The sequence below is a fragment of the Salinigranum rubrum genome, from assembly GCF_002906575.1.
Lineage (GTDB): Archaea > Halobacteriota > Halobacteria > Halobacteriales > Haloferacaceae > Salinigranum > Salinigranum rubrum.
The window spans coordinates 35,985-60,145 of the sequence record NZ_CP026309.1; the positions used below are offsets into that span (position 1 = coordinate 35,985).

At 67.9% G+C, this 24,161-nt stretch carries 24 protein-coding genes and 2 pseudogenes; 14 read left to right on the top strand and 12 right to left on the bottom strand.

What is annotated here, in order from left to right; genetic code table 11:
- Positions 1-37 precede the first annotated feature (37 nt).
- Positions 38-1,750 (bottom strand): urease subunit alpha, encoded by a 1,713-nt coding sequence (gene ureC / locus C2R22_RS00190; RefSeq protein WP_103423784.1) that lies wholly within the window; start codon positions 1,748-1,750, stop codon positions 38-40.
- 1 nt (position 1,751) lies between these two features.
- A pseudogene (locus C2R22_RS26010) lies at positions 1,752-2,131 on the bottom strand (urease subunit beta).
- Between the two features lie 438 nt (positions 2,132-2,569).
- On the opposite strand from C2R22_RS26010, the gene C2R22_RS00200 reads away from it, so the two are divergent.
- The gene (locus C2R22_RS00200) at positions 2,570-4,420 is read left to right on the top strand and encodes an aldehyde ferredoxin oxidoreductase family protein (protein WP_162562315.1); all 1,851 of its coding nucleotides are present in this window, start codon (positions 2,570-2,572) and stop codon (positions 4,418-4,420) included.
- Positions 4,421-4,445: 25 nt separating this feature from the next.
- Here C2R22_RS00200 and C2R22_RS00205 read toward each other — a convergent pair whose 3' ends face one another.
- Positions 4,446-5,183 carry a DUF7504 family protein gene (locus tag C2R22_RS00205; protein ID WP_162562316.1) on the bottom strand — a complete coding sequence of 246 codons (738 nt, stop codon included), beginning with the start codon at positions 5,181-5,183 and terminating at the stop codon, positions 4,446-4,448.
- A gap of 227 nt (positions 5,184-5,410) precedes the next feature.
- Here C2R22_RS00205 and C2R22_RS00210 point away from each other — a divergent pair, with 227 nt between their 5' ends.
- Positions 5,411-5,818, top strand: coding sequence for a DUF2237 family protein (locus C2R22_RS00210; RefSeq protein WP_103423787.1), 408 nt, complete (start codon positions 5,411-5,413; stop codon positions 5,816-5,818).
- Between the two features lie 191 nt (positions 5,819-6,009).
- Here the strand turns inward: C2R22_RS00210 and C2R22_RS00215 are convergent, their stop codons facing one another.
- Positions 6,010-7,011, bottom strand: a complete 1,002-nt coding sequence (locus C2R22_RS00215; protein WP_162562317.1) for a phosphotransferase family protein — start codon at positions 7,009-7,011, stop codon at positions 6,010-6,012.
- Between the two features lie 87 nt (positions 7,012-7,098).
- On the opposite strand from C2R22_RS00215, the gene C2R22_RS00220 reads away from it, so the two are divergent.
- Positions 7,099-7,644 (top strand): hypothetical protein, encoded by a 546-nt coding sequence (locus C2R22_RS00220; RefSeq protein ID WP_103423789.1) that lies wholly within the window; start codon positions 7,099-7,101, stop codon positions 7,642-7,644.
- A 36-nt stretch (positions 7,645-7,680) separates the two neighbouring features.
- Here the strand turns inward: C2R22_RS00220 and C2R22_RS00225 are convergent, their stop codons facing one another.
- The 4 genes from C2R22_RS00225 to C2R22_RS26015 all read right to left on the bottom strand — a co-directional run bounded on the left by C2R22_RS00225 (position 7,681) and on the right by C2R22_RS26015 (position 11,342).
- Entirely contained in the window at positions 7,681-8,325 is a 645-nt protein-coding gene (locus C2R22_RS00225) for a helix-turn-helix domain-containing protein (protein WP_103423790.1), read from the bottom strand.
- A 108-nt stretch (positions 8,326-8,433) separates the two neighbouring features.
- Entirely contained in the window at positions 8,434-9,198 is a 765-nt protein-coding gene (locus C2R22_RS00230; protein ID WP_103423791.1) for a sugar phosphate isomerase/epimerase family protein, read from the bottom strand.
- 353 nt (positions 9,199-9,551) lie between these two features.
- On the bottom strand, positions 9,552-10,292 hold the full coding sequence (locus C2R22_RS00235; protein ID WP_103423792.1) for a 2-phosphosulfolactate phosphatase: 741 nt from the start codon (positions 10,290-10,292) through the stop codon (positions 9,552-9,554).
- A gap of 231 nt (positions 10,293-10,523) precedes the next feature.
- Positions 10,524-11,342 carry a hypothetical protein gene (locus C2R22_RS26015; protein WP_245902837.1) on the bottom strand — a complete coding sequence of 273 codons (819 nt, stop codon included), beginning with the start codon at positions 11,340-11,342 and terminating at the stop codon, positions 10,524-10,526.
- Between the two features lie 215 nt (positions 11,343-11,557).
- Here C2R22_RS26015 and C2R22_RS00245 point away from each other — a divergent pair, with 215 nt between their 5' ends.
- From C2R22_RS00245 to C2R22_RS00265, 5 genes and pseudogenes are all read left to right on the top strand, one after another.
- Complete coding sequence (locus tag C2R22_RS00245) at positions 11,558-12,064, top strand: (2Fe-2S)-binding protein (RefSeq protein WP_103423793.1); 507 nt, start codon at positions 11,558-11,560, stop codon at positions 12,062-12,064.
- Positions 12,064-14,466: pseudogene (locus tag C2R22_RS00250) on the top strand (xanthine dehydrogenase family protein molybdopterin-binding subunit); the annotation flags it as partial. The gene C2R22_RS00245 and the pseudogene C2R22_RS00250, both read left to right, overlap by 1 nt.
- Positions 14,467-14,473: 7 nt before the next feature.
- Positions 14,474-15,361, top strand: coding sequence for an FAD binding domain-containing protein (locus C2R22_RS00255; protein WP_103423794.1), 888 nt, complete (start codon positions 14,474-14,476; stop codon positions 15,359-15,361).
- A 79-nt stretch (positions 15,362-15,440) separates the two neighbouring features.
- The gene (locus C2R22_RS00260) at positions 15,441-16,202 is read left to right on the top strand and encodes a LamB/YcsF family protein (protein WP_103423795.1); all 762 of its coding nucleotides are present in this window, start codon (positions 15,441-15,443) and stop codon (positions 16,200-16,202) included.
- 58 nt (positions 16,203-16,260) lie between these two features.
- Complete coding sequence (locus C2R22_RS00265) at positions 16,261-16,614, top strand: hypothetical protein (RefSeq protein ID WP_103423796.1); 354 nt, start codon at positions 16,261-16,263, stop codon at positions 16,612-16,614.
- Between the two features lie 82 nt (positions 16,615-16,696).
- Here the strand turns inward: C2R22_RS00265 and C2R22_RS00270 are convergent, their stop codons facing one another.
- Entirely contained in the window at positions 16,697-17,272 is a 576-nt protein-coding gene (locus C2R22_RS00270) for a hypothetical protein (protein WP_216824767.1), read from the bottom strand.
- A gap of 139 nt (positions 17,273-17,411) precedes the next feature.
- On the opposite strand from C2R22_RS00270, the gene C2R22_RS00275 reads away from it, so the two are divergent.
- The 4 genes from C2R22_RS00275 (at position 17,412) to C2R22_RS00290 (ending at position 18,886) form a co-directional block, all read left to right on the top strand.
- Complete coding sequence (locus C2R22_RS00275) at positions 17,412-17,633, top strand: hypothetical protein (RefSeq protein ID WP_103423797.1); 222 nt, start codon at positions 17,412-17,414, stop codon at positions 17,631-17,633.
- Positions 17,634-17,640: 7 nt separating this feature from the next.
- On the top strand, positions 17,641-18,057 hold the full coding sequence (locus C2R22_RS00280) for a peptide ABC transporter ATP-binding protein (protein ID WP_103423798.1): 417 nt from the start codon (positions 17,641-17,643) through the stop codon (positions 18,055-18,057).
- A 161-nt stretch (positions 18,058-18,218) separates the two neighbouring features.
- The gene (locus C2R22_RS00285; RefSeq protein WP_103423799.1) at positions 18,219-18,491 is read left to right on the top strand and encodes a hypothetical protein; all 273 of its coding nucleotides are present in this window, start codon (positions 18,219-18,221) and stop codon (positions 18,489-18,491) included.
- A 200-nt stretch (positions 18,492-18,691) separates the two neighbouring features.
- Positions 18,692-18,886 (top strand): cold-shock protein, encoded by a 195-nt coding sequence (locus tag C2R22_RS00290; RefSeq protein WP_103423800.1) that lies wholly within the window; start codon positions 18,692-18,694, stop codon positions 18,884-18,886.
- Between the two features lie 240 nt (positions 18,887-19,126).
- Here C2R22_RS00290 and C2R22_RS25520 read toward each other — a convergent pair whose 3' ends face one another.
- Positions 19,127-19,282: a DUF7563 family protein gene (locus C2R22_RS25520; RefSeq protein ID WP_173862760.1), complete on the bottom strand. Its 156-nt coding sequence runs from the start codon at positions 19,280-19,282 to the stop codon at positions 19,127-19,129.
- A 226-nt stretch (positions 19,283-19,508) separates the two neighbouring features.
- Between C2R22_RS25520 and C2R22_RS00295 the strand changes: the two genes are divergently transcribed.
- Together C2R22_RS00295 and C2R22_RS00300 are read left to right on the top strand one after the other, a co-directional pair.
- On the top strand, positions 19,509-20,105 hold the full coding sequence (locus C2R22_RS00295; RefSeq protein WP_103423801.1) for an AsnC family transcriptional regulator: 597 nt from the start codon (positions 19,509-19,511) through the stop codon (positions 20,103-20,105).
- A 308-nt stretch (positions 20,106-20,413) separates the two neighbouring features.
- Positions 20,414-22,897 (top strand): DUF5059 domain-containing protein, encoded by a 2,484-nt coding sequence (locus C2R22_RS00300; RefSeq protein WP_103423802.1) that lies wholly within the window; start codon positions 20,414-20,416, stop codon positions 22,895-22,897.
- Between the two features lie 229 nt (positions 22,898-23,126).
- Here the strand turns inward: C2R22_RS00300 and C2R22_RS00305 are convergent, their stop codons facing one another.
- Both C2R22_RS00305 and C2R22_RS00310 read right to left on the bottom strand, forming a co-directional pair.
- The gene (locus C2R22_RS00305; protein ID WP_103423803.1) at positions 23,127-23,570 is read right to left on the bottom strand and encodes a low molecular weight phosphatase family protein; all 444 of its coding nucleotides are present in this window, start codon (positions 23,568-23,570) and stop codon (positions 23,127-23,129) included.
- A gap of 113 nt (positions 23,571-23,683) precedes the next feature.
- A complete protein-coding gene (locus C2R22_RS00310) occupies positions 23,684-24,085 on the bottom strand; it encodes a hypothetical protein (protein ID WP_103423804.1) in 402 nt (133 codons plus the stop codon).
- Between the last annotated feature and the right edge of the window lie 76 nt (positions 24,086-24,161).

The following is a 24,161-nucleotide window of genomic DNA, read 5'->3' on the forward strand; positions in this document are numbered from 1 at the left end:
TGGTGTCCTGAGTCCTGAGGTGCGTGTGTGGTCGTGGTCAGAGCGTGTACCGCTGTGCCAGCGATATCTCCTCGGCCGGTTCGCAGGTGACGACCTCGTCGTCGATGGTCACCTCGAACGTCTCGGGGTCGACCGCGATCCCGTCGGGGCAGTACTCGTTGCGGACCATGCTGTCCTTCGCGAGGTTTCTCGTCCCCTTGATGGGGACCACTTCCTTCGTGAGGCCGTACTGTTCGCCGACGTCGTTTTCGAACCCGGCCTGCGAGACGAACGCGAGGCTGAGGGCGTTCTTCGCTTTCCCGACCGCACCCGCACGCGGCCGCTGGGTGATGGGTTCGCAGGTCATCAAGGAGCCGTTCGCCTCGCCCATCTTCGACAGCGCGGGGAACCCGCCCTTCATCACGAGGTCCGGCTTGATGCCGAAGAACGCGGGGTCCCACAGGCAGACGTCCGCGAGTTTGCCCGTCTCCAGGGAGCCGACGTACTCGTCGATTCCCGCGGTGATGGCGGGGTTGATGGTGTACTTCGCGATGTATCGCAGGATGCGCTCGTTGTCGTTCTCGCTCTCCTCGTCGCCCGGAAGCGGCCCCCGCTGTTTCTTCATTTTGTCGGCAGTCTGCCACGTTCGACAGACCAGTTCGGCCATCCGGCCCATCGCCTGCGAGTCGGTGGTCATCATGCTCACCGCGCCCATGTCGTGGAGGACGTCCTCGGCGGCGAGCGTCTCGTGTCTGATCCGGGACTCGGCGAAGGAGACGTCCTCGGGGACGTCGGGGTTGAGGTGGTGACACACCATCACCATGTCGAGGTGTTCGTCGAACGTGTTGGTGGTGAAGGGCATCGAAGGGTTCGTCGAGGAGGGGAGGGCGTTCGGTTCCCCGACGAGTTCGAGGATGTCGGGGGCGTGCCCGCCGCCCGCCCCTTCGATGTGAAACATGTGCATCGTCCGGCCGTCGATGGCGTCGAAGGTGTCCTCGACGAAGCCCGACTCGTTGAGGGTGTCGGTGTGAATACACGTCTGGACGTCCATCTCGTCGGCGACTTCGAGACAGGTGTCGATGACCGCGGGGGTAGAGCCCCAGTCCTCGTGGAGTTTGAGGCCGCAGGCACCGGCCTCGACCTGCTCGTACAGTCCCCCTTTGCCGGAGGAGTTGCCCTTGCCGTAGAAGCCGACGTTGATCGGCCACTCCTCCGCCGCCTGGAGGAACCGCTCGATGTTCACGGGGCCGGGCGTGACGGTGGTCGCTCCTCCCCCGTACCCGCCGCCGAGCATCGTCGTGATGCCCGACGCGAGCGCGTGCTCTGCGAGTTGGGCGCTGTTGAAGTGGACGTGGATGTCGAGCGCGCCGGCCGTCGCGATGAGCCCTTCGGCGGGGTAGACGTCGGTGGAGGGTCCCACGACGAGGTCGGGGTCGACGCCGTCCATCGTGTTGGGGTTTCCAGACTTCCCGATTCCGGCGATGCGGCCGTCCTTGATGCCGATGTCGCCCTTCACGATTCCCACGACGGGGTCGATGACCGTCGCGTTCGTCAGCACCCAGTCGAGCGCCCCCTCCTCGGCGGTGACGCCCGGGGCCATTCCCATGCCGTCCCGCAGGGTCTTGCCGCCGCCGAACACCGCTTCGTCGCCCGGCGTTCCCAGGTCCCGTTCGACTTCGGCGACGAGGCTCGTGTCGCCCAGTCGGACGCGACTCCCCTCGGTGGGGCCGTACAGGTCGGTGTACTGCTTCTTCGAGAGTTCGCGCGCCATCTCACGCCCCCTCGAAGCCGCCGTCGCGTGCCCGTTCGAGGGCGTCGGCGGGCGCGCCCTTGCTCGTCGCCCCGTTCGTGAGGTTGTTCAGCCCGCTCACTCGGCGCTTCCCCCGAACGCGACGAGGTCGACCTCCATCTCCTCGCCGGGTTCGAACCGGACCGCCGTGCCGGCGGGGATGTCGAGTCGCATGCCGAACGCCTCCTCCCTCGAAAACGACAGCGCGCGGTTCGTCTCGAAGAAGTGAAAGTGCGACCCGACCTGGATGGGACGGTCGCCGGTGTTGGCCACGTCGACGGTGGCCGTCTCGCGCCCCTCGTTGATGACGACGCTCCCCTCGCCGGGGTCGACCTCGCCCGGTATGAGATTCTCGTCGTCCATTCTATACGCTCGTTTCGCTGTTCGAGTCGTTCGTGGTCATCGTTGCGTATACACGTCCGTCGGGCGTCTCGGTCATAAATACTGGTGACAGACCAATATCTGCTCTCATACCACGACAATGTCAGGAAATATATGAATACTATTCGTCTCCGTCCGGTTCGAAAGGAGATTCATCTCTCCCCGTCACTGGCGTTCTGTCACGTTAGCCCGCGACACGGTCGACACGTGTCGAATCGGAAGACCCCCGACGCGCTCGCGGTCGAGGCGAGTACTTATGTTCCGTCTCCGCATCCCCGACCACACACGCACAACCCGTGCGAGGGGCTCACAGCCTCCGGACGGAACGACACACATGATACACGAAACCACGCAGTTCGAGACAGGGTCACGCGGTCGGGCGGCGCCGACGACTGCTGTCCGCGGCGAAGGAGTCGGCCGGTGACCGGGTCGGTTCCTCCTGTTTACGGCGGTGAAGTCCTCCACGTCCATCTCGACACCGGGGAGACGGAGACCGAACCCATCGCGCCCGCTGACGCGCGCCGCTTTCTCGGCGGGAACGGCTTCGTCGCCAAGGCAGTCGCCGACCACGTGCCGCCGGATGCCGGCCCGTTCGACCCCGAGAACGTCGTCGCGTTCGGCGTCGGCCCGCTGAACGCTACCCCGTTCCAGAGCACCTCCCGAGGGGTTCTCGGCTTCGTCTCGCCCATGACGAACGGTTTCTTCGACAGCACCTTCGGCGGGACCTTTCCGCGGGCACAGAAGACGACCGGATTCGAGAGCGTCGTCCTCCACGGCCGCGCGCCCGACCCGTCGTACGTCGTCGTCACCGAGGAGGGCGCCCGCCTCGAACCCGCCGAGGACCTCGCGGGACTGGATACCTACGAGACCTGTTCTGCGGTGCGCGAGCGTGAAGGGGTCGGCCACGACACGCACGTCATCGCCGCCGGTCCGGCCGGCGAGAACCAGGTCCGCTACGCCTGCTTGCTTCACGAATCGAAGATCCGCGAGGGCGTCGCCGGTCGCGGCGGTGCCGGGGCCGTGTTCGGCTCGAAGAACGTCAAGGCCGTCGCCGTCCGGGAGGGGTCGTTCGAGCCGGAACTCGCCCGCAACGACGACCTCCGAGAACTGGCGACGAGTCGGATGGCCCCGCTCATGCAGGAGACGACGATGCTGCAGAACTACGGGACGGCGGGGCTGGTGAACCCCATCAACGAGATGGGCAAACTCGGCCAGCGGAACAACCAGACCGAACAGACCGACCCCGAGACTGCGGAGAAGGTGAGCGGCGAGACGCTCAGAGAGGAGTACGTCACCGAGGACACCACCTGCGCGAACTGTGCCGTCCGCTGTGGCAAACACGTCACCGTCCAGTCGGAGGGCGTCACCGACGGGAAGATCCCCGAGTTCGAGAGCCTCTTCGGGACGTCGACGATGCAGGACGTCTACGACCTCCCGCGGGTGGTGAAGGTCAACGACCTCTGTGACCGCCTCGGCATGGACACCATCAGTTTCGGCGTCACCGTCGCGTTCGCCCGCGAGTGCTTCGAGAAGGGCCTCCTGACCGAGGACGACTCGTCACACCTCGCATTCGGCGACGCGGACGGCCTCGTCGAGTTGACGAAGCAGACCGCCCACCGCGAGGGGTTCGGCGACCGACTCGCCGACGGGTCGTTCACGCTCGCCGAGGACCTCGGCGGCGACGCCGAGAAGTACCTCCACGGGTCGAAGGGGTTAGAGTTCGCTGCCCACTCGCCGCGGGGGCTGAAAGGCATGAGTATCGGCTACGCCACCTCCACGCGGGGCGGCTCTCACCACGACACCAGACCGACCCTCCAGTACGGTTCCGAGGAGCCGTACACGCCCGAGAACTCCCCGGAGTTCGCGGCGCGCTCACAGCACTTCACGGCGCTGGGCGACTCGCTCACCCAGTGTCGGTTCGTGAGCGAAGGGGGGTGGGGGAAGAACATAAACGACCGCTACCGCGACGCGATCAACCACGCGACGGGCTGGTCCCTGTCCACGGAGGAGGTCGAGACCATCGGCGAGCGCGTCTACAACCTCGAACGGCTCATTAACGTCCGGAGGGGGGTGGCGAACCGCGAGACCGACACCCTCCCGTACCGCGTGATGCACGAGCCCATCCCGGACGGCCCCTCGGCGGGGATGTACTGTCCGCCCGAGGAGTTAGCGGGGATGCTCGACGACTACTACGCCGTCCGCGGGTGGGACGACGACGGGGTCCCCACCCCGGAGACGCTCGACCGGCTCGACCTCGCGGAGTTCGCCTGAGTCGAGCGCACCCCCACGAGGGTGTTCACGCCGGCGGAACGTCCGTCGAACTCGCATGCCCGCCGGCGAGGGCCGAGAGCAGTTCGGACAGCGCGAGAGAGCGGGACGTACTGCCCGTCCGGACGTCGACTGCGTCCGTCTCCTCGCTCGTCTCCGTCGCCACGTCGACCACGCTGTCGAACAGGTGTGCGAGGGTCGCGACCTCCCGGTCGGTGTGGGCGTCGGCGTGGATGATCTGGATGGTCACGCCGTCGAGAGCCCGAACCCGGCTGTTCAGGACGTGCAGGAACCGGTAGACGCGTTCGATATCGTTGTACTGCAGAAGCGTCGAGGGGCTGTCGACGACGACCCGCGGGCGCTTTCCCTCCGCGTGGACGGCCGAGAGCGCGTCGGTCGTCGAGATCCCGATCCCGGTCAGGTCGCTCGGTGAGGAGGCGTACCAGGTTCGCCTGTCCCCGCCGTCGGTCCGGGTCACGGCCTGCCCGGAGACCTGCGAGCGGACCGCGTCGACCACGTAGCAGTCGTCGCTCAGGTCGGCACCCTCCGTCGCGACCAGTCGCCGCCGGACGTTCGCCGCGTCGTCAGCCGCCGAGACCACGACCGGACGTTCGTCCGGCGCGAGCGCCGCGAGGAGTTCGAGCGCGATGTCGCGCTTCCCCGCGAGCGACGGACCCCGGACCAGCACGTTAGACCCGGGCCGGAACGCCGGGAGTGTCTCACCGTCCGGTGTCGTCGGCCGGGCAGTGTCTCGTTTCGTTACCATGTTCATTCCACAGTTTTCGTTCTATGATATAACGATACTCCTGACTGAATCAGTATCGAGAACGAGAACAGTCTGACGCCCGTGTGCTCGCCGTGTCCCGGTCTGTCGTCGGTCTGCCGGTTCGCCGGTCCGGCGGTTCGTCGTTTGCGTCGACCACTGCTCGACGCTCGCGCTCCGGTCGCGGGTGCCGCCATCGGACTTTTGCCCGACGGGACCGACCGACACGCATGTCCACTGACGAGCACGCCGACGAGGAGAACGTCCTCGGCACCACTCTGACCCCCTGTAGCCTCGCTCCCGACACGGGCTACCTGCGCGACGGCCACTGTCGCCACCTCCCGTCCGACCGCGGTCGACACGAGATGTGCGCCGTCGTCACGCAGGAGTTCCTCGAGTTCAGCCGCGAGCGGGGAAACGACCTCGTCACGCCCCGTCCGGAGTTCGACTTCCCCGGCTTGCATCCGGGCGACCGCTGGTGTGTCTGTGTCGGGCGGTGGCTCGAAGCGTACGAGGCCGACTGCGCGCCGCCGCTCGTCCTCGACGCGACGAGCGCGGCCGTCCTCGACGACGTCCCGCTCGAAACGCTCCGTGAGTACGCCCACGATGACGAGGACGAGGACGAGGACGAGGCGTAGGAAACGCGCGACCGCCTCAGAACACGCTCGCGACGGCACCGACCGACGAGAGCACCATCAGGCCGACGAAGACGAGCGCGATGAGCTGTTGTCTGTTCATACCCGTCACATCGGCGGCTCGGACTTGAACCTCCTGGTCCGGTTCTCAGGCTTGAACCTCGGGGCGACGAACCCACCCGCGAAGCGGTGGTTTAGTCCTGTCCGGTCGGTTCCCTGCCCCGTTCGTACTCGTCGAGCCGTTCGAGGTCCGTCTCCAGTTCCGCGCGGAGCCGCGTGACGAGTTCGCCCCTCTGTGACCCGCTCCCTGCCCACCGGTGGAACGACCGCATGCTCGCGAGTTTGTACGCGACTCGGTAGAAGGCGCGGCGACGCTCCCAGCCGGGGGCGAGGTCGCCCCGCTCGCGGTAGCCGGCGTAGACGTGCGGCCGGAGTTCGTCTCTGACCGCCGGGTCTCGCACCTCTCCGAGCAGGAAGTTCTTCTCGAACTGGAACAGGTCGTACTCGGCGTGACCCGACACGGCGAACCCCCAGTCGACGACGCCGACGATGGCGTCCCCGCGCGCGAGGAGGTTCCCCGGCGCGTAGTCGAAGTGCAGACAGACCGGGTCCGGAGCCACAGAGAGGAACGACTCCGGCGTCAGTGCGGTTTCGAACGTCCCGCGCAGGTCGGCGAACCGACTTTCGTCGAGTTCGGTCAGCCACCGCTCGACGAGCGTCGAGAGGAACGCCGGCCACGTGAGCGCGGGGTCGACCGTCACTTCTCCCCCCTCACGACGGAGCGGCCCGCTCGACTCGAACCGGACGCCCCCGTGGAGCTCTGCCAGTACGCGCCCGGCCGCTTCGAGCAGCGCCGCCTGCGTCGCCCGCGGACACGCGGCGAACCGCCCTCGGAGGTCCGGGGCGTCGACGTACTCGGTCACGTGGTACGGTCTCGCCCCGAAAACGTCGCTCGCCAGCACTCGCGGCACCGGGAGCGACGTCTCACGGTGTACGAGTCGCATGAGCGCCGGTTCGAGCGCGAACGACTCCTCGTACCAGGGCTCGCGCGGGAACGCGACGACGACGGTCTCCTCCCCCAGTTCGACCCGGTAGGTGTCCTTACAGCCCCCGGAGAGTCGTTCGACGCCACGGACGTCGCTCGCGCTCCCGAACGCGTGAGCGAGGGCCGCCACGACCGCCTCGGGAGGTTCCACGCTCCGTCGAAGGTGGCAGCACACAAACACCTGTCGGCGTCCCCCGGCGGGAGATACAGCTATGTCTCCGTCGGCTCTCTCTCACGTATGGACTCCGAGGTGACCCACCCTCGAACGCTCGCGCTGTTCAGAGCCGTGCTCTACCTCGCTACCTTCGTCGCCGCTCTCGGTCTGGTGGGCGTCGGCCTCTCGGTCCTCGGCGCGGCGTTCGTCCTGGCCGGCGTCTCGCTCTTCCTGACTGGCGACGCGAACGCGCTCGGCCTCGCCCTCCTCGCCGGGACCGGGCTCGTCACGACCGTCGGCCTCGCGGTCGGGGTCGCGTTCGGCGCTCGCCGCGTCGACCGTCGCGTCACGGACGCCGACCGACGCCCCGACCCGGTCGAGGAACTCACACGGCAGTACGTCGCGGGCGCCATCGACGAACGGACGTTCGAGCGCCGAGTCGAGCGCGTCCTCACCGGCGATGCGACGGACGACCGCCGACTCGTCCGCCGCGCCCTCGGTTCGGTACGCGCCCGGTTCGACCCACGCGCTCGCCTCCCATTCCGTGGTCGACTCGGCCGGAGCCGACGGGGTCGACAGCGTCGGCGCGACGGCGAGCGCGAACCCGACCCCGAACCGGAACTGCTGTAGCCGACCCCTCTCCAGAGTTCGTCTGGTCCCCCGGCGTCAGCGCGATTCCACCTCGGCTGCTGACCCGGCGAACTCCTTCAGCACCGTCCCCTCGATACGGTGGAGGCGCTCGCTCAGCGTCGACTTCGCCAGGTCGAGTTCCTCGGCGAGTTCGGTGAGCGTACAGCCCCGCGGGGTGTCGTAGTAGCCGTGTTCGACCGCCCGGTCGAGCAGGTCGCGCTGCCGCGTCGTCAACAGCTCCGACGACGTGGGGGACTGCCGCAGGTACTCCACCTCGTACGACATCCCGAACTCTTCGAGCTGGGTCGTCAGTTCGGCGAGCCGCGACTGTGCCGCCGTCAGTTCGAGTTCCGCCTGTCCACCGACGATATCCAGCGGGAGTTCGAGGGGGACCATCGAGTTGCGGACGGCCATGAGCAGGAACGGCTGGGTGGTCTCGAACTGCACGAGCGCCTCGTTCTGACCCGCCTGGAGCAGTTCGACGTCGTCGATACCCGCGTGTTCCTCGATGGCGGTGAGGACCGCGCGCATCTCCTCGGACGTGATTTCGAGCAACCCGACCCCTCGGTCGTCGGCCGGCAGCGCGGCGAGCACCCGGAAGACGCTGGCGGGATACGCCGACGACACCTCGCCGATCCACGTCCCCGGCGGGAGGTCGACGACCAGCTTCGTGAGCGCCATACAGGGTCTTGAACGCCCGACCACTGAATACCCTGGGCGAACATGTTCGGGACTGCGCGCGCTCACGCTCACGTGTTCGGGGTTCGCGGTTCGTCACCGGGTTGGTCGTCACTCGACGAGTCCCGACACACAGCGCTCGACGTCGGCCAGCGACTTCATCTCGAGGACGTTGTACGCCGCCCCGATCCGTTCGCCGACCGACCGGAACGTCGGGAGCGGGTCGTGGTCGTCGTCGGTCCCGTCGTTGTCGTGGAGGTGTGCGACGACGATGCGGTCGCCGAACCGCTCGACGAACTCCTCGAACGCGACGCCGGTGACCTTCGCGTGTCCCACGTCGAGCGTCACCCGGAGGGAGTCGACGCCGACGTCGTCGAGAAGGGTCGCGAGTCGCTCGGGGGTCGCGGTGTGGCGCCGCTGTGACGACTTGTCGCGCTGGTTCTCGACGCAGAGGGGGACCCCGACTTCCTCGGCGTACCTCCCGCAGGCGCGGAGCGACCTGACCGCCTGCTCGCGCGACTGCCCCTGCACGCGGTCGGGGTAGCGCGGACGGACCGACCCGCCGTGGACGACGACGGCTTTCGCGCCCGCCTCGGCGGCGAAGTCCAGCGAGTCACACACCGCCGCGACGGTCGCCTTCCGGAGTCGCTCGTTGAGGTTCCCGAGGTTGCAGTCGCGGTACGGCGCGTGGAGCGTCACGGTGAGGTCGTTCTCGGCGGCGACCCGGCGGACGCGTTCCGGCGACGGCGCGTCGGGGTGGGTGTCGAGGTGGCCCTGTCTGATTTCGACGTGCGAGAGCCCCTGCTCGCGGAGGAACGAGACGTACTTCTCGAACGACTCGTCGAACCGGAGGTCGAGTGCGGCGCCGAATCTCATCGCCTTGGGTGAGAGAGGAGGTGCGGACGTAAAGCGAGGCGGGTTCGGCTCGTCGGGGTGCGGACGGACGACTCGATAGCGGTTGGTTGGAGGTGACGCGGCGACAGTCGCTCTCGCACGCCATCGCTTTGTCTTGTGGCGACCGGCGCGCGAAAGCGAGTCACCGGAGGGAACGAGCGGCGTGCGAGGGGGCTGTGCTCGCGCCTCCGTGCGCGAGCACCCGGCTGGGGAGGAGAGAGGCTGCGGTCCACCGCGTCCGTGTGCCACGCGGCCTTCCTGCTCTCGTGGGTCGGTCCGATGAGAACTCTTCACCCACTCACGCGGACGTAGACTACTCCACCCCTCGCAACGACTCAGTCCGACGCCGACTCCAGTCCCCGCCGGACCACGTCCACCAGCGACCGCCCCTCCAGCCGCGGTATCACCTCTCTGCTGTCGAACGCGAGCGCGTAGTCGTGGACGTCGCGCCGGCGGAGGTCGTTCTTCTGGGCGTAGTTCGGCCCCTTCGCGGTCCGCACCTGCTCTTCGAAGACCGCCCGTTCCGCCGTCGAGAGTTCGATGCCGTCGAGCGCCCGGCTGATGAGCGTCGCGCCCACGTGGTCTTCGAGCGCCTCGTCTCCTCCCGACCCGGCGCTGACGATGTACGTCGGGCGGTCACGTCCTTCGAGATGCGCCGCGAGCGCGCTCGCGTTCATCGTCGAGCCGACGTACACCGCGCTCTCGTCGCCGAGCACCCGGCGGAGTCGGGCCACCGCGCGTCCCCCGTTCGAGGAGGTCATTCCCACCGGCCGACCGTCGATGTCGAGGTTCTGGACGTAGCTCGGCGAATTGAAGAAGTCGTAGCCGGGTTCGGGGTCGTACGCGGGCGTCGCGCCGCCGCCGATACGAGCTTCGGGGTGGTCGGCCTTGAACGCCGGTTCGTCGCCCCGTTCGTCGGTGATGTGGACGTAGTCGGCCCCGTTCGCGAACAGTTCGATGACCGTGTTCGAGAAGTGCAACACGTCGACGACGACGTAGTCGCCGACGGGCGGGTCGTCCGGAACCTCCTCACAGCGCGCGATGAGCCGGCTATCGAGCCGGTTCGTCCGCCTCATCGCGGCACCTCCGACGAACCCGTCGTCGGCTCCGGCGGTCCGTCCGCGAGTGAGTGTGCGCTCCCCACGCCGCGCCGGACCCGGTGCTGTGCTCGACTCCCCCACGAGAAACTCCCTGTTTCTGCCATCGATTCGGTATCTTCCCTCCGTGCGGGTGCCGCTAAGCGTTTGCTACGTGTGGGTATGTGATGCTATATATTCGACCGGCGCTCGACGGCGCGGGCGGGCGACTCACCGGAGACAGTCCGCGATGGACTCGGTGAGCGCGTCCTCCAGGCCGGTGCCCCGAAAGCTCGGACAGGGGTTGAGGTCGACCGCGTACCAGTCGTCGTCGTCGACGAGCACCAGGTCGACGCCGACCGCGCGCATCCCCAGTCGTTCCATGAGGTCGCCGATGCGCTCGACGTGTTCGGCGAGGGGTTCGGCCTCGCCGATGACGCGCTTCTCGCCGAACAGCTTCGACGTCGCGCGGAGCACGCGCGCGTGGAGTCGCTCGCCGTCGTCGACGACGTAGTACTTGTAGTCGACCTTCGCCGCCGGGAGGTACTCCTCGTAGAGGTCGCCCTCGCCGTTGAGTTCCGGCGACATGTTCCAGTGGAAGCGGTTCTTCGCGACGTAGTCGCCGTCGGGCTTCGTTCGGGAGGCGCCGGGCACCGCGAAGCCGACGCCTTCGAGCACACACCGCTGTGAGAACCGCGAGACGCAGGCGAGGACGCCCGTCGCGCTGTTCCACGTCGGCACGCCCAGTCGCTCCGCCCGGAGGAGTGTCTCGACCGACGCGGGACGCGTCTTCTTGCTCACGAACAGCGCCAGGTCGGAGAGGAGCGCCTCGCTCACCGGTCGTTCGTAGTCGAAGAACGTCACCGCGTAGCCCCGCTCGACGAGGTTCGACGCGACCGTCGAAAACACCGCGTGGTCGGGCCGACAGGTGATGCCGATCCGTGCCGTCGTCCCCCGTGACTCCCCGGTTCCGGCCACGTCGTCCCTCGCGTCGGTACCGTTGCTCCCCTCTTGAGCGGACCACGCTCGCTCCGACTTCCGAGGCGACATTCGCTTCCGAGTACCGCACCCTGATACTTCAACGCGTGCCCCGCGCCCGGTCGCCGAGATGCCGTCGAGAACGACGGGAGCGCCGGCAAGCTATTTGGACCTGTCCCTCGTGGGTTCGTGTACACGTGTTGTGTTACCAACACACATACACGGGCACCGGACGATAGTGCCCGTGGCCTCGGCGTCTCCCGGGCGGAGGCGCCCCTGGAGACACGATGACCACACACGACATCACACTCACGGTGAACGGAACCGCACACGACCTGACGGTGGAGTCTCGGACGCTCCTCGTCCACGCGCTCAGGGACGACCTGGGCTACACGGGGACGAACGTCGGTTGTGAGACGAGCATGTGCGGGGCCTGTACGGTCCTCGTCGACGACGAGGCGGTCAAGTCCTGTACGCTCCTCGCGGCGGCCTGCGACGGGGGCGAGGTCCGCACGGTCGAGGACCTCGCCGACGGGAGCGAACTCCACCCGCTCCAAGAGGCGTTCTCACAGGAACACGGGCTACAGTGTGGCTACTGCACGCCCGGGATGTTGATGACCTCGGTCGACCTGCTCGCAGACGACCCCGACCCCTCGCGCGAGGAGATCCGCGAGGCGCTGGAAGGGAACCTCTGTCGCTGCACCGGCTACCAGAACATCGTCAACGCGGTCGAATCGGCGGCCCGGACGATGCGGCCCGCGACCGACGGCGGCCGCGGAGGGGGAGGCGACTGATGTCCTCGACCCCGGAGTTCGTGGAGGCCCACGAGGCCCAGCGACTGCGCGGCTCCCCGATCCGCCGCCGCGAGGACCGACCGCTCCTCACGGGTGACGCACAGTACACCGACGACATCTCCCCGGAGAAACTCCTCCACCTCGCCTTCACCCGGAGCCACCACGCCCACGCGCGCATCGAGTCTATCGACACGAGCGCCGCGGAGGCGATGGAGGGGGTCGTCGCCGTCTACACCGCGGACGACGTCGCCGCGTCGGGCGTGGACGGAGAGGTGCCGCCGGTGTGGCTCCTCCCCGAACTGAAGACGCCACCGTACCCGATGCTCGCGCGCGAGCGGGTCCGATTCCAGGGCCAGCCGGTCGCGGCCGTCGTCGCCGAGCGCCGGTACCTCGCTGCCGACGCCGCGGACGCCGTCGAGGTCACGTACGAGAAACTCGACGCCGTGACCAGTCCGGGCGAGGCCACGAAGGACGGCGCGCCCCAACTCCACGAGGAGGCCCCGAACAACGTCGCCGCCGAGTGGGAAATCGGGGACCGGGAGGCGACCGACGACGCGTTCGAGCGCGCCGACCACGTCGTCGAACTCGACCTCGTGAACCAGCGCCTGTTGCCGACGGCGATGGAGCCGCGGGCGGTGCTCGCGGAGTACCGCGCCAGCACCGAGAAGCTGACCGTCCACATGTCGACGCAGTGTCCCCACCTCCACCGTCGCTTCTTCTGTGAGATGCTGGACTTCCCCGAGCACCGGATGCGCGTCGTCGCCCCCGACGTGGGGGGCGGCTTCGGGAGCAAAGACTCCGCACACCCCGACGAGGCGCTCACCATCTGGGCGTCGCTCCAGTTGGAGCGTCCCGTGAAGTGGGTCGCGACGAGGACGGAGGGGTACGCTTCGACGGGTCACGGCCGCGGTCACGAGACGCACGCCGAGATGGCGCTGTCGGGAGCGGGGGACATCCTCGCCATCCGCGTCCACACCGACGGGGACCTGGGAGGATACCTCTCGACGTTCGGCGCGCTCAACCCGACCTGGGGGTACGCGCCGATGCTCCCCGGGCAGTACGCGATGGAGGCGATGCACTGCACCGTCACCGAGGCGTTCACCAACGCGGTCCCGACGGAGCCGTACCGGGGAGCGGGCCGTCCCGAGGCGAGTTACGTCATCGAGCGACTCGCGTCCCTCGCCGCGAAGGAGGTGGGAATGGACCCCGCCGAATTCCGCCGGCGCAACTACATCTCCTCCGAGCAGTTCCCCTACGAAACCGTCGCGGGCTACCTGTACGACAGCGGCGACTACGAGAAGCCCCTGGACAGAGCCCTCGAACTCGTCGACTACGACGAACTGCGGGAGCGACAGGCGCGGCTGAGAGAGGAGGGTCGCTACCTCGGCATCGGCATCTCCAGCTACGTCGAGTCCTGTGGGTACGGCCCGAGCGAAATCGTCGGCCAGATCGGCGGGCAACTCGGACTGTGGGAGACGGGCGTCGTTCGCTTCCACCCCTCCGGAACGGTCACCGTCTTCTGCGGGACGTCGGGCCACGGCCAGGGCCACCAGACGACGTACGCGCAGATCGTCGCGGACGAACTCGGCGTCGACTTCGACGACGTCGACGTGGTCGAGGGCGACACCGACGAGATACCGATGGGGATGGGCACCTACGGGAGTCGGAGCGTCACCGTCGGCGGCGCTGCCGTGCTCACCAGTGCCCGGAAGGCGGTCGAGAAGGCGCGACAGATCGCCGCCCACCAGCTCGAAGCCGGAGTCGAAGACGTCGAGTTCGAAGACGGCGAGTTCAGCGTGACGGGCGCGCCCGACCGCTCCATCCACATTCAGGAGGTGGCCCGGCAGGCGTATCTCGCACACGACCTGCCCGAGGGACTGGAACCGGGGCTCGAAGAGGAGTCCTTTTACGACCCGGAGAACCTCGTGTTCCCGTTCGGGGTCCACGTCGTGGTCGTGGAAGTCGACGCGAACACGGGAGAGGTGTCGTTCGAAAAGTACGTCGCCGTCGACGACTGCGGCGAACAGATCAACCCGAAAATCGTCGAGGGGCAGGTCCACGGCGCCATCGCGCAGGGGCTCGGTCAGGGTCGGTTCGAGGGCGTCGTCTACGACGAGGGCGGCAACCTCGTCACGGGGTCGATGCAGGACTACGCGATTCCGAAGGCTCACCAGCTTCCGCACTTCGACACCGACCACACGGTGACGCCGTGTCCGCACAACCCTCTCGGGGTGAAGGGAGTCGGAGAGGCGGGGACCATCGCCGCGCCGCAGGCGGTCGTCAACGCCGTCTGCGACGCGCTCGCGCCGCTCGACGTCACCCACGTCGACATGCCGGTGACCGACGAGGCGGTGTGGCGCGCCATGTCCGCCGCGCGTGGACCGGTCGCGACCGACGGGGGGTGGAGTGATGTTCCCCGCCGAGTTCGACTACTTCCGGGCGACGACGGTCGACGAGGCGCTCGCCCTCCTCGATGCGAACCCCGAGGCCGAACTCCTCGCCGGCGGCCACTCGCTCTTACCGACGATGAAGCTCGGACTCGCGAGCCCCCCCGCCGTCGTCGATATCTCCGGTATCGACGCGCTCTCGGGCGTCGAAGTCGACGGCGAGGTCGCACGCGTCGGGGCGCTCACGCGCTACGTAACCCTCGCGGACGACGCTGCCCTCGAACGGGCGTCTCCGGCGGTCACCGCGGCCGCGGCCGCCATCGGCGACGTGCAGGTCCGTAACCGCGGCACCATCGGCGGCAACCTCGCTCACGCCGACCCCGCGTCCGACCTGCCCGCCGCCGTGCTGGCGAGCGACGCGACGCTCGTCCTCGTGGGGCCGGACGGCGAGCGGACCGTCCCCGCCGACGACTTCTTCCTCGCCATCTTCACCACGGCGAAGGAGGAGGGCGAACTCCTCGCGCGGGTCGAACTGCCCGTCCTCGGCGAGGAGAGCGTCGGCGTCTACGTGAAGAAACCCAGCCCCTCGTCGGGGTACGCCGTCGTCGGCGTCGCCGCGGTGCTCGGGTTCGAAGACGGCGTCGTCACCAACGCGCGCGTCGCGGCCAACGGCGCGTTCGACCACGCGACCCGCCTGCCAGGGACCGAGGACGCACTCGTCGACGAGTCGCTGGACGACGGGGTCATCGAGACGGCCGCCGCCGCGGCCATGGACGGCCTCGACGAGTCGGCGCTCATGGCCGACCACCACGTCTCGGCCGACTACCGGGCGGAGTTGCTCCGGGCGTACACCGCCCGGGCGCTCACACAGGCGGCCGAACGCGCCGACACGCCGGTCGCGGCCGACTGATTCGGGTCGGTTCTGTTCGGTTCGGCCGCGGGCGGCGCGTCGTGTGAACCGTTATCGCGGTTGCGTGTGATGGGGGCACATGGCACACCACATCGACATCAACTGCGACATGGGCGAGAGCTTCGGGACCTACGTGAAAGGCAGAGACGAGGAGGTGATGCCGTACATCACGACGGCCAACATCGCGGCGGGCTTTCACGCGGGCGACCCCCACGTCATGCGCGAGACGGTCGCGCTCGCGGACGAACACGGGGTGAACGTCGGCGTCCACCCCGGCCTGCCGGACATGATGGGGTTCGGACGGCGGACGATGGACGCGACGCCCGAGGAAGTGAGAGATTACGTCGTCTACCAGTTGGGCGCGCTCCGAGCGGTCGCCGACGCGCTCGGCGTCACGTTCGGCCACGTCAAGCCCCACGGCGCGATGTACACCATGTTGTCGGAGAGCGCCGACCACGCCCGCGCCGTCGTCGAGGGGGTGTTGGCGGTCGACCCGGACCTCACGTTCCTCGCCACGGACATGAACATCTACGAGGTCACCGAGGAGTACCCCATCACGGCGGTGTTCGAGGGGTACGTCGACCTCGACTACCGCGCGGACAGGAGCGTCGTCATCCCGCGGACGAAGGAGGCGCGCGACCCGGACCTCGTCGCCGACCGGTTCGTCTCCATCGCCACCGAGGGGGTGGTGGAGACGCCCGACGGCGTCGAAATCGAGGTGCCGGCGGAGAGCATCTGTATCCACGGCGACGGGCCGAACGTGGTCGAACTCCTGGAGGCGATTCACGCTCGCCTCGACGAGGCCGACGTCGAACTGACGAGCCTCACCGAACTCGCGTGACCGACGTCGTCTCCTTCCCGCCCCCAACGTTACCACCGTCGAACACGTAGCGCGGCGCATGGTCCGCTACCGGTCCCTCGTCGCGGCCGCCGCTGCGCTCCTCCTGCTCGCACCGGCCGTCGTCGGTGTCGCGGCCCTCCTCGACGTGGCGCTCGTCCGGGTCGGGTACGCGTCGGTCTGGCTCGGCGTCGCCCTCTGTGCCGTCCTCGTGATGCTCGGCGTCGTGATTCGGCGCGACGCGCGACGCGAGGGCGACGACTCCGACAGGGCCGAGAGCGTCTGGGAGTTCATCCCCTCCTGGCAGTACACGGGCCGACACGTCGAGTCCGGCGGCCTCGCCCGCGGCGAACAGGAGGCCGCGCTCGCGGACGTCGACGAACAGGCGAAGCAGCGCGAGCACGGCCCACAGTGAGCCGTGGTCCGGAAGGTGAATCGGACGAGGTGAGGCGAGTCGAGATGGAGTGAGGTGACGTGAGCCGCGGTGCGGCGGACGGTCAGTACTCGGACTCGACGACCGTCTCGTCGGTCGGAACGTCCATCCCCTGTTCCGCCTCTGACTCGGTCGACGTCTCCGCCTCGCGCTCTTGCACCTGCCCGTTTCCGACGTTCGACGACTCGGGGGGTTCGGTGTTCGCCTCCGTCTCCGCCTTCGCCGACCGCCCACGGTTCCCTGCGGGGGTGGGTCGGTTGCCGTCCCCGTGCGACCGGCCGACGAGTTCGTCGAGCAGGAGCGCTTCCCGGTCGGTGACGTCGTACCGTTCGTCGACGACGGACCGGGCCTCCTCGACCTCGCCGTGAAGCAGGTGTCGCCGGACCCGGATGTACGTCTCTAAGAAGGGCTCTTCGCCCGAGGGCTCCTCGAACGCCTCGTCGAGTTCCCTGCCGAGGTCGTCGAAGATTTCGCCGTAGCCGAGCACTGACGGCTGGTGGTCGGGGTCGAGCAAGGAGAGGAGGTACTCGGAGGCGAACCGGTGGTACTCGGACTTCGACTCGAACGCCGACGAGTCGGTCACGAACGCTTCGATTTGGGCCACCAGCGCGTCCGGGTATCGCACCGTCTCCTTCGCCATATCCAACCCGTTCGTGTGACCCGTACTTAGTTTCCGAGGTCGCGTCAGACGAGCGCGTGCCGCCCGTCCGCATCGTCGGCCGCGACCCGGTTCGTGGCCGGCAAGAAGGTATATGTGCCGACACGCCTTGTCGTCCAGTATGTCGGAGTCAACCGACCCCGAGAAGCGTATCGAGGAGACGACGACGTGGCCGGACCTGGCGATCAGTCTCTACGACCGGCTGACGGGGCGCGGTGCGGAGATCGTCTACGAGTTCGAAGACATGGAGGTCGACGTCCCGAGCGGTACCGGCGAGGACGCCGAACACGCCCACTGGCGACTCGACGGGTCGGTTCGCGTCACGACCCGCGAGCGCGAGTGACCGGACGGTGAACCCCGACCCCGACCGAGCGTCCGATCACGCTGACGATCCGCGCGCTCCGCTCTCCGTCTCGGCCGACCTCACCCTCTCTATCGACGGCATCGACGCGACGGTCACGTCGACGGGCGAACGGGTGTTCGTCGAGTTCGCGTCCGTTCCCGACGCGGTTCGGGTGCTCCGCGCGGGCGCCGTCTCGTCGGCCCGGACGGCCCGACTTGACGCGCTGTTGCACACGACCGACCTCACCGTCGAACTCCGCGTTCACGGTCGGACCGTCGGCGTCGTTGGTGTCGACGCTCGGCCGGGCGCTCTCTCCCGACAACTCGGCGTCGCGCCGGCCGAACTCCGCCTCGGCGGGGGAGTCGGTGCAGTCGGTCGGGAACTCGCCGACGGGGTCGCGACGCTTCGGCGCGCGCTCCGGTAGGCGCTCTGTGGCTCCGTTTTTACAACGTCCGTGTACCGCACGACCATCGCGTTCACGCTCGTCTTATCGCTCCGATTCGCCTCCCGATTCAGACCGCACCACACCGGACCCACCACTTCAGAGAGGCACAGACACAAGAGCCTCGACGCCGAAGCGAACGTATGACCGGACAGCTCCACGAGTTGGACCCGCCGGGGCGGACGTGGCTGGACGTCGTCGAGCAGGTGCTCGACGAGGAGATCGACCGGGAGGAGGCGATACGGCTCGTGGCCGACGATTTCACCGTCGACGTTCCGATCTCGTACGGCGACGACCCCGAGCGGGCGCGCTGGCGGTTCAACGGCAGCGTCACCGTCACCGTCGATGGGATGCGCGGCCCGCTCGCGGACTGGCTCAAACTGTGGCTCAGCGGGTCGCCCGAACGGGACGACTGAGTCTCCTGGTGAGCGAACTGACGATACGGCGGTTACCTGGGCTCTTCCACCCGATGTCGTCGGTTCCAGTCGACGAATCGGACGGTCCCGTCGGATTCGGTCGGCATCCGCTCTAGATTGGTCGACTGTCTACAGAAACGGAGATATCGCTGAACTCTTTCGGAAGGCTTATGAACTTAACGCGGTTTTGTTCAGCCGCAATGGCGAAAGGTACGGTTGATTTCTTCAACGACACTGGCGGCTACGGTTTCATCGATACTGAGGACTCGGACGAGGACGTGTTCTTCCACATGGAAGACGTTGGCGGCCCTGACCTGGAAGAAGGACAGGAAGTCGAATTCGAGATTCAGGACTCCCCCAAGGGTCCCCGCGCGGCGAACCTGACGCGGCTGTAACTCGGTTCTCGTCGTCTCCAGTCTCAGACGAGGTAACGGCATACCACTACGTTCTTTGAACGTCTCACGCCCGCGAGCGACAGCGCCCGCGGTGGGGGCCACGACGACGACGGAGCGTGTCAGTTCCGCCCCGCGCGATTCTCTGCCGTCGCTCCCCGTCGATAGAAGTGAAAACGAGTGTCGTCCGGGGGTCTCGATGGGAGGGGGACCGGATGTCGGGCGACGACGTCGGTCCGGAAGTCACCCCATCATCGATGCTTTGCGTTCGGTGCTCACCTGCTGGATGCCAGCGTTCGCCGTGCAGTTCGGACAGGCGTAGACGCGGCCCTTCTCGTCGCCGAAGACGCGCACGAAGTCGGTCGAAACGAACGTGTCGCAGTATGTGCAGTGACTCATGGTCGATGTGGCAGGGATGTCTGCCCTATTTCCACACAGGAGCGCAACGGATATATCGACACTACCCAACTAGTTGGGTATTTTTGCCCGGGTGTCGCCGAACCGTGATACACACTCCCGTTCGAAGCCGGCGACGTTTCGGTCCGGGGCATGTATCGCCTTTGAGACTTCGAATCCGAAGCCGAACGGCCGCATCACTTTTGGTACACCGGATCGGACGGTGGGTATGCGCGACCTCGACGAGACCGACCTCGAGATCGTTCGGCTCCTCCTCGCCGACGCACGCCGGCCGTACAGCGACATCGCGGACGTCGTCGGCCTCTCCCCGCCCGCGGTTTCGGACCGCGTCGCGCGGCTCGAGGAGGTCGGCGTCGTCCGCCGGTTCACCGTCGACATCGACCGGACCAAGTTCCACGGCGGGACGCCCGTCCTCGTCGACCTCACACTCGACCGGAGCGTCGACCTCCCGACGCTCCGCGAGGACCTCCTCGACGTCGGACCCGTCGAACACGTCTTCACCACCGCGGAATCGCACCTCGTGTTCCACGCGCGTGTGCCCGACAGCGACGTCGCCGCGTGGCTGTTCGACGTCGTCGACAGGGACGCCGTCGACTCGTACGAGGTGACGCTCCTCTCGGCGACCGACTGGTCGCCGGACCTCTCGGGGACGGAGTTCGGCCTCTCGTGCGCACAGTGTGGGAACACCGTCGACAGCGAGGGGGTGTCCACTCGTATCGACGGCGACCTCTACCAGTTCTGCTGCCCCTCGTGTGAGTCGCGGTTCCGCGAGAAGTACGCCGAACTCGCCGAGGGGCTCGACTGAACGGCACGCAACCGTCCACGAACCGATCTCCGACGTGGCAGCGACCCCTGTCGCCCTGTGGTTACGGGGCCTGACCACGTCACACTCGCCTGACCGGGTCGGCCCGAACGGCACGCTGTCCCGCGACACACCCCGAAGCCACCGACACACACGCGCCGAGGACCGGATACGTCACTGGAAACTCCGTCAGACACGTCGACAACACCGAGCAGTCGGCTCTCCCCGTTCCCGTACTCCCGAGTTCGTTCTGTATTAGGCGCACCTAAAATTCGAAGGTATTTTACGTCGTTTAGGCATGCCTAAAACACATGCACCAGACCAGACGTGGCGTTCTCAGGACGACAGGCGCTGCGCTTCTCGTTGGCGGACTCGCAGGCTGTAACGAGGCGAACTCGGAGTCGACTGCGACGGAGACGAGCGGTTCGACCGGGACGAGCAGTTCGAGCGAATCGAGCGGTTCGACGGACACCTCGTCGTCGGAGTCAGAGCCCGAGGCGGCCACGGCGAGTGCCGAGACCGCCGTGGCGGCCGAGTGGAACGCGATGCGAGCCCGGCTCTTCGATGCCGTCGCGCTCGGCACCGCAGGTTCGTTTGCCGACGGCGCGAGCGTCGCACAGAACGTCTTCGCGCGTTTCGAGCAGTCTTCGGGCGAGTGGGGAGCACACGAACAGCTGGAGGCGACGAACGAACAGGTGTACGAGTCGTTCGAGTCGAACCTCGGGGAGCTCGGGTCGGCGCTGGAGGCCGGCTCGCTCGACGAAGCACGCGACGCCGCGAGCGACGCGGACCAGCAGCTCCAGTCGGCCATCCGCGGCCGAACCGACGCGGGGACCGCGGCGGCGTTCGACCTGCAGTTGCTCGGGACGCGTGTGAAGAACGCGGCCGTCGTCGCCCCCGTCGACGCCGAGGCGGCGGTGACCGTCGCCGAACGCGCCATGGAGGCGTTCGAGGCCAGCGAGGTCCACGACCTGGTCGAGGAAGCCGATTCGGAGTCGTACGGGGCGTTCGAGGGCGGAGTCGAGTCGGTCGTCGACGCCGCGGACTCCGGCGACGTCGAGGCCGCGCAGTCGGCTGCCGACGACGCGCTCGCCGCCGCAGTCTCCGGCTCGTATGCGGTCTCTGGGACGCCGGCCGTCGCCGGGACCGGCCACCTGTCGACGTACCAGGCCGAGGCGTTCGACGCCGCGGCGCTGTCGGGACTCGGTGGTCCCTCGACCGACTTCGCCCACGCCGCCGCGCTCACGCTCTACCGGGCGCGCGTCGACGATGCCGGCTGGCTCTACGCCGCCGGCGAGTCGGACGCGGCGCGATCAGCCGTTCGGAGCGTCTTCCAGCACTTCGAGGGCGCTCGGGCGCACGAGGCGCTCGAAGAAGCCAGCGAGGAGGCGTACACCGGTTTCGAGGACGACGGGCTCAGTGCCCTCATCGAGGCCATCGACGCGGGCGACGACGAGGGTGTCTCCTCGGCGATATCGACGATTCATGAGAGCCTCGTGACCGGTGTAACGACGCTCGGATCCGGACCCGAACCCGCCGTGCTGGAGGCGGGCTACTTCCGCTCTCGGCTCGGCGACGCCCGCGAACTGTTCGAGGCGGGCGACATGGCGGGCGCGAGGGCGGTCGCACAGGGCCTGTTCCAGACGTTCGAGGCGAACGAGGCCGACTTCCACGAGACTCTGGAGGAGACCTCCGCGGAGCTGTACGAGACGTTCGAGGAGGAACACCTCGTCGGTGCCATCGAGGCGCTCGACGCCGGCAACGCCGAGGAGGCCGACGCCCACCTCACGGGTGCGATGGGTGCTCTCCTGCAGTTCGAGGCGGAGGCCGGGACCGTGGCACACGTCTCGGATGCCGAGGCGGGCTTCATGGCCGCACGTGGGTTCGACGCGAGCGGCGTCGCCGCGCTCGGCCGCACGGAGCGCGCAGCGACCATCGTTCAGGAGACCTTCGCCGGCTTCGAGGAGGGGGCGGGCGGCTTCCACGAGGCGCTCGAAGAGGCCGACGAGGAACTGTACGAGACGTTCGAGGCGGAACTGAGCGCGATCAGCGAGGCGGCGTCGGGCGACGGTGACGTCACCGCCGCCGCACAGGCGTTCAACGCCGAGGCCGTCGCGGCGATGTACGCCGTCGTGAGGAGTTCGGGAGACTCGTTCGGCGGGATGGCCGGGGCGCTCGCACAGGACGTCTTCGTCGACTTCGAGGAGGCGCGGGTTCACGAACTCCTCGAAGAGGCTGACGAGGGCACGTACGAGACGTTCGAGGAGCGACTCGGCGCGTTCATCGAGTCGATGTCGGGGGAGACGCTGTCGGCGTTCGCCGCGGCGACGCTCCGCGCGCAGTTCGCCGTCGCCGGCGCGCTCGACAGAGCCCCCGTCGACGCGGGCGAGGGAGACAGCGGCGAGTCGGGCGGCGACTCCGACCTCCAGGGTGGTCCGAACGTCGTCGAGGGCATCCCCGACGACGCCGACCACGTCGTGGCGATGCAGGCTGTCGCGTTCGAGCCGAAGGAACTCACCGTGAGCGTCGGCGACACGGTCGCCTTCGAGCACGTCGGCGGCGAGCCCCACACCGTGTTCGCGTACGAGGACGAGATTCCCGAAGGCGCCGCGTACTGGGCCTCCGGCGGCTTCGAGTCCCAGGAGGCGGCCGAGGCCGGCTGGGAGGAGGGTGCGGGTGCCATCCAGGCAGGCGAGTCGTACGTCCACACGTTCGAGACCCCCGGCACGCACGGCTACTACTGTGCGCCCCACGAGGCCGCCGGCATGGTCGGAACGATAGTCGTCGAGGAGTGAGCGGACGGACGCGCGCCGGAGAGTGAGTAATCGCTGCCCGTACCGGCGCTCGGCCGATACGGTGTTCCAGTCCTCCCAATCCGGACAGGGTGTCGTGGCGACGGCGGACGGCCGGCGTCGTACGCACCCAGGCGTGACGAGCCGTTCCGCTCGGCGTCTCACCCGCCAGAGAGACGGCGGGAGGTGGGCCGGACCGTGCCCGACCCGCTGCAGCCGCTCGGTCCCGGGTCTACGCCGACTCTGCCGTCCGCTCTTCGACGAAGTACTCGTCGAACAGCGCGACCACGCGCGCCTCGATGTCGTCCCTGATCGCTCGGACCTCCTCTTCGCTCTTCCCGTCCGGGTCGGTGAGCGCCCAGTCGCGCACGTCGACGTCGTCGGCGTCGAGTTCGAGCGTCGAACAGCCCATCGTGGCGACGACGTCACACGCTTCCAGTTCCGCCGTCGACACCTCGCGGGGCGTCCGGTCCGAGAGGTCGATGTCGAGTTCGCGCATCGTCTCGACGACTTCTTCGTGGACGTGGTCCGCCGGGTGGGTGCCGCCGGTGACGATGTCGACCCGGTCGCCGAGCCCGCGTCGGTCCCGTTCGCGCTCGGCGAACGCGGCCGACATCTGACTCCGCCCGGCGTTCTGTACGCAGACGAACCCGAATGTGATCGTCTCGTCGCTCATGCCTGATGGGTCGCGTCGGCTTCCGGTTAACGGCTGCTATGTGGGGTATAGAGCCCTCGGTACCTCCTTCTGAGCCGCCTGGACCCACACTTCCGATTGGCGAGCACCCGGCGTCACTCCGTCTCGCTCCGTTCGACGTTCGGGCGTCCCTCCCTTGAGAGGTCGTCGCTGGACCCGACCACTTTCCGGCGGGCGCTGTACAGCGTGAGGCGGTACAGGAGGTAGCTGAACGCGGCGAACGCCACGACTTCGATGAGGTACAGTTCGGCCGCCTCCGCCAGCGTGAGTTGCCCGAGGGCGACGCTCCGTGTCGCCGTCAGCGCCACGTACGCCACCAGCAGCGTCAACGCCGGCAGGGTGACGACGAGCAGACCGGTCACGAGCACCCAGAACCGGTCCGGGAACCCCGCTGCTGTCGCGTCGTTCCACGGGACCCGCCACCCGTCCGTGTCGGATGCGTCTTTCGTGTGTGCGTCCGCGTCCCCGTCCGGTGTCCGTCGCTGTGCTCGTCCCATACCCATGCGTTGTAGCGAGAGAGCATAAATGAATCTAAAATTTACCGATACGGTCAAATAGACTGGATTCTTTTAC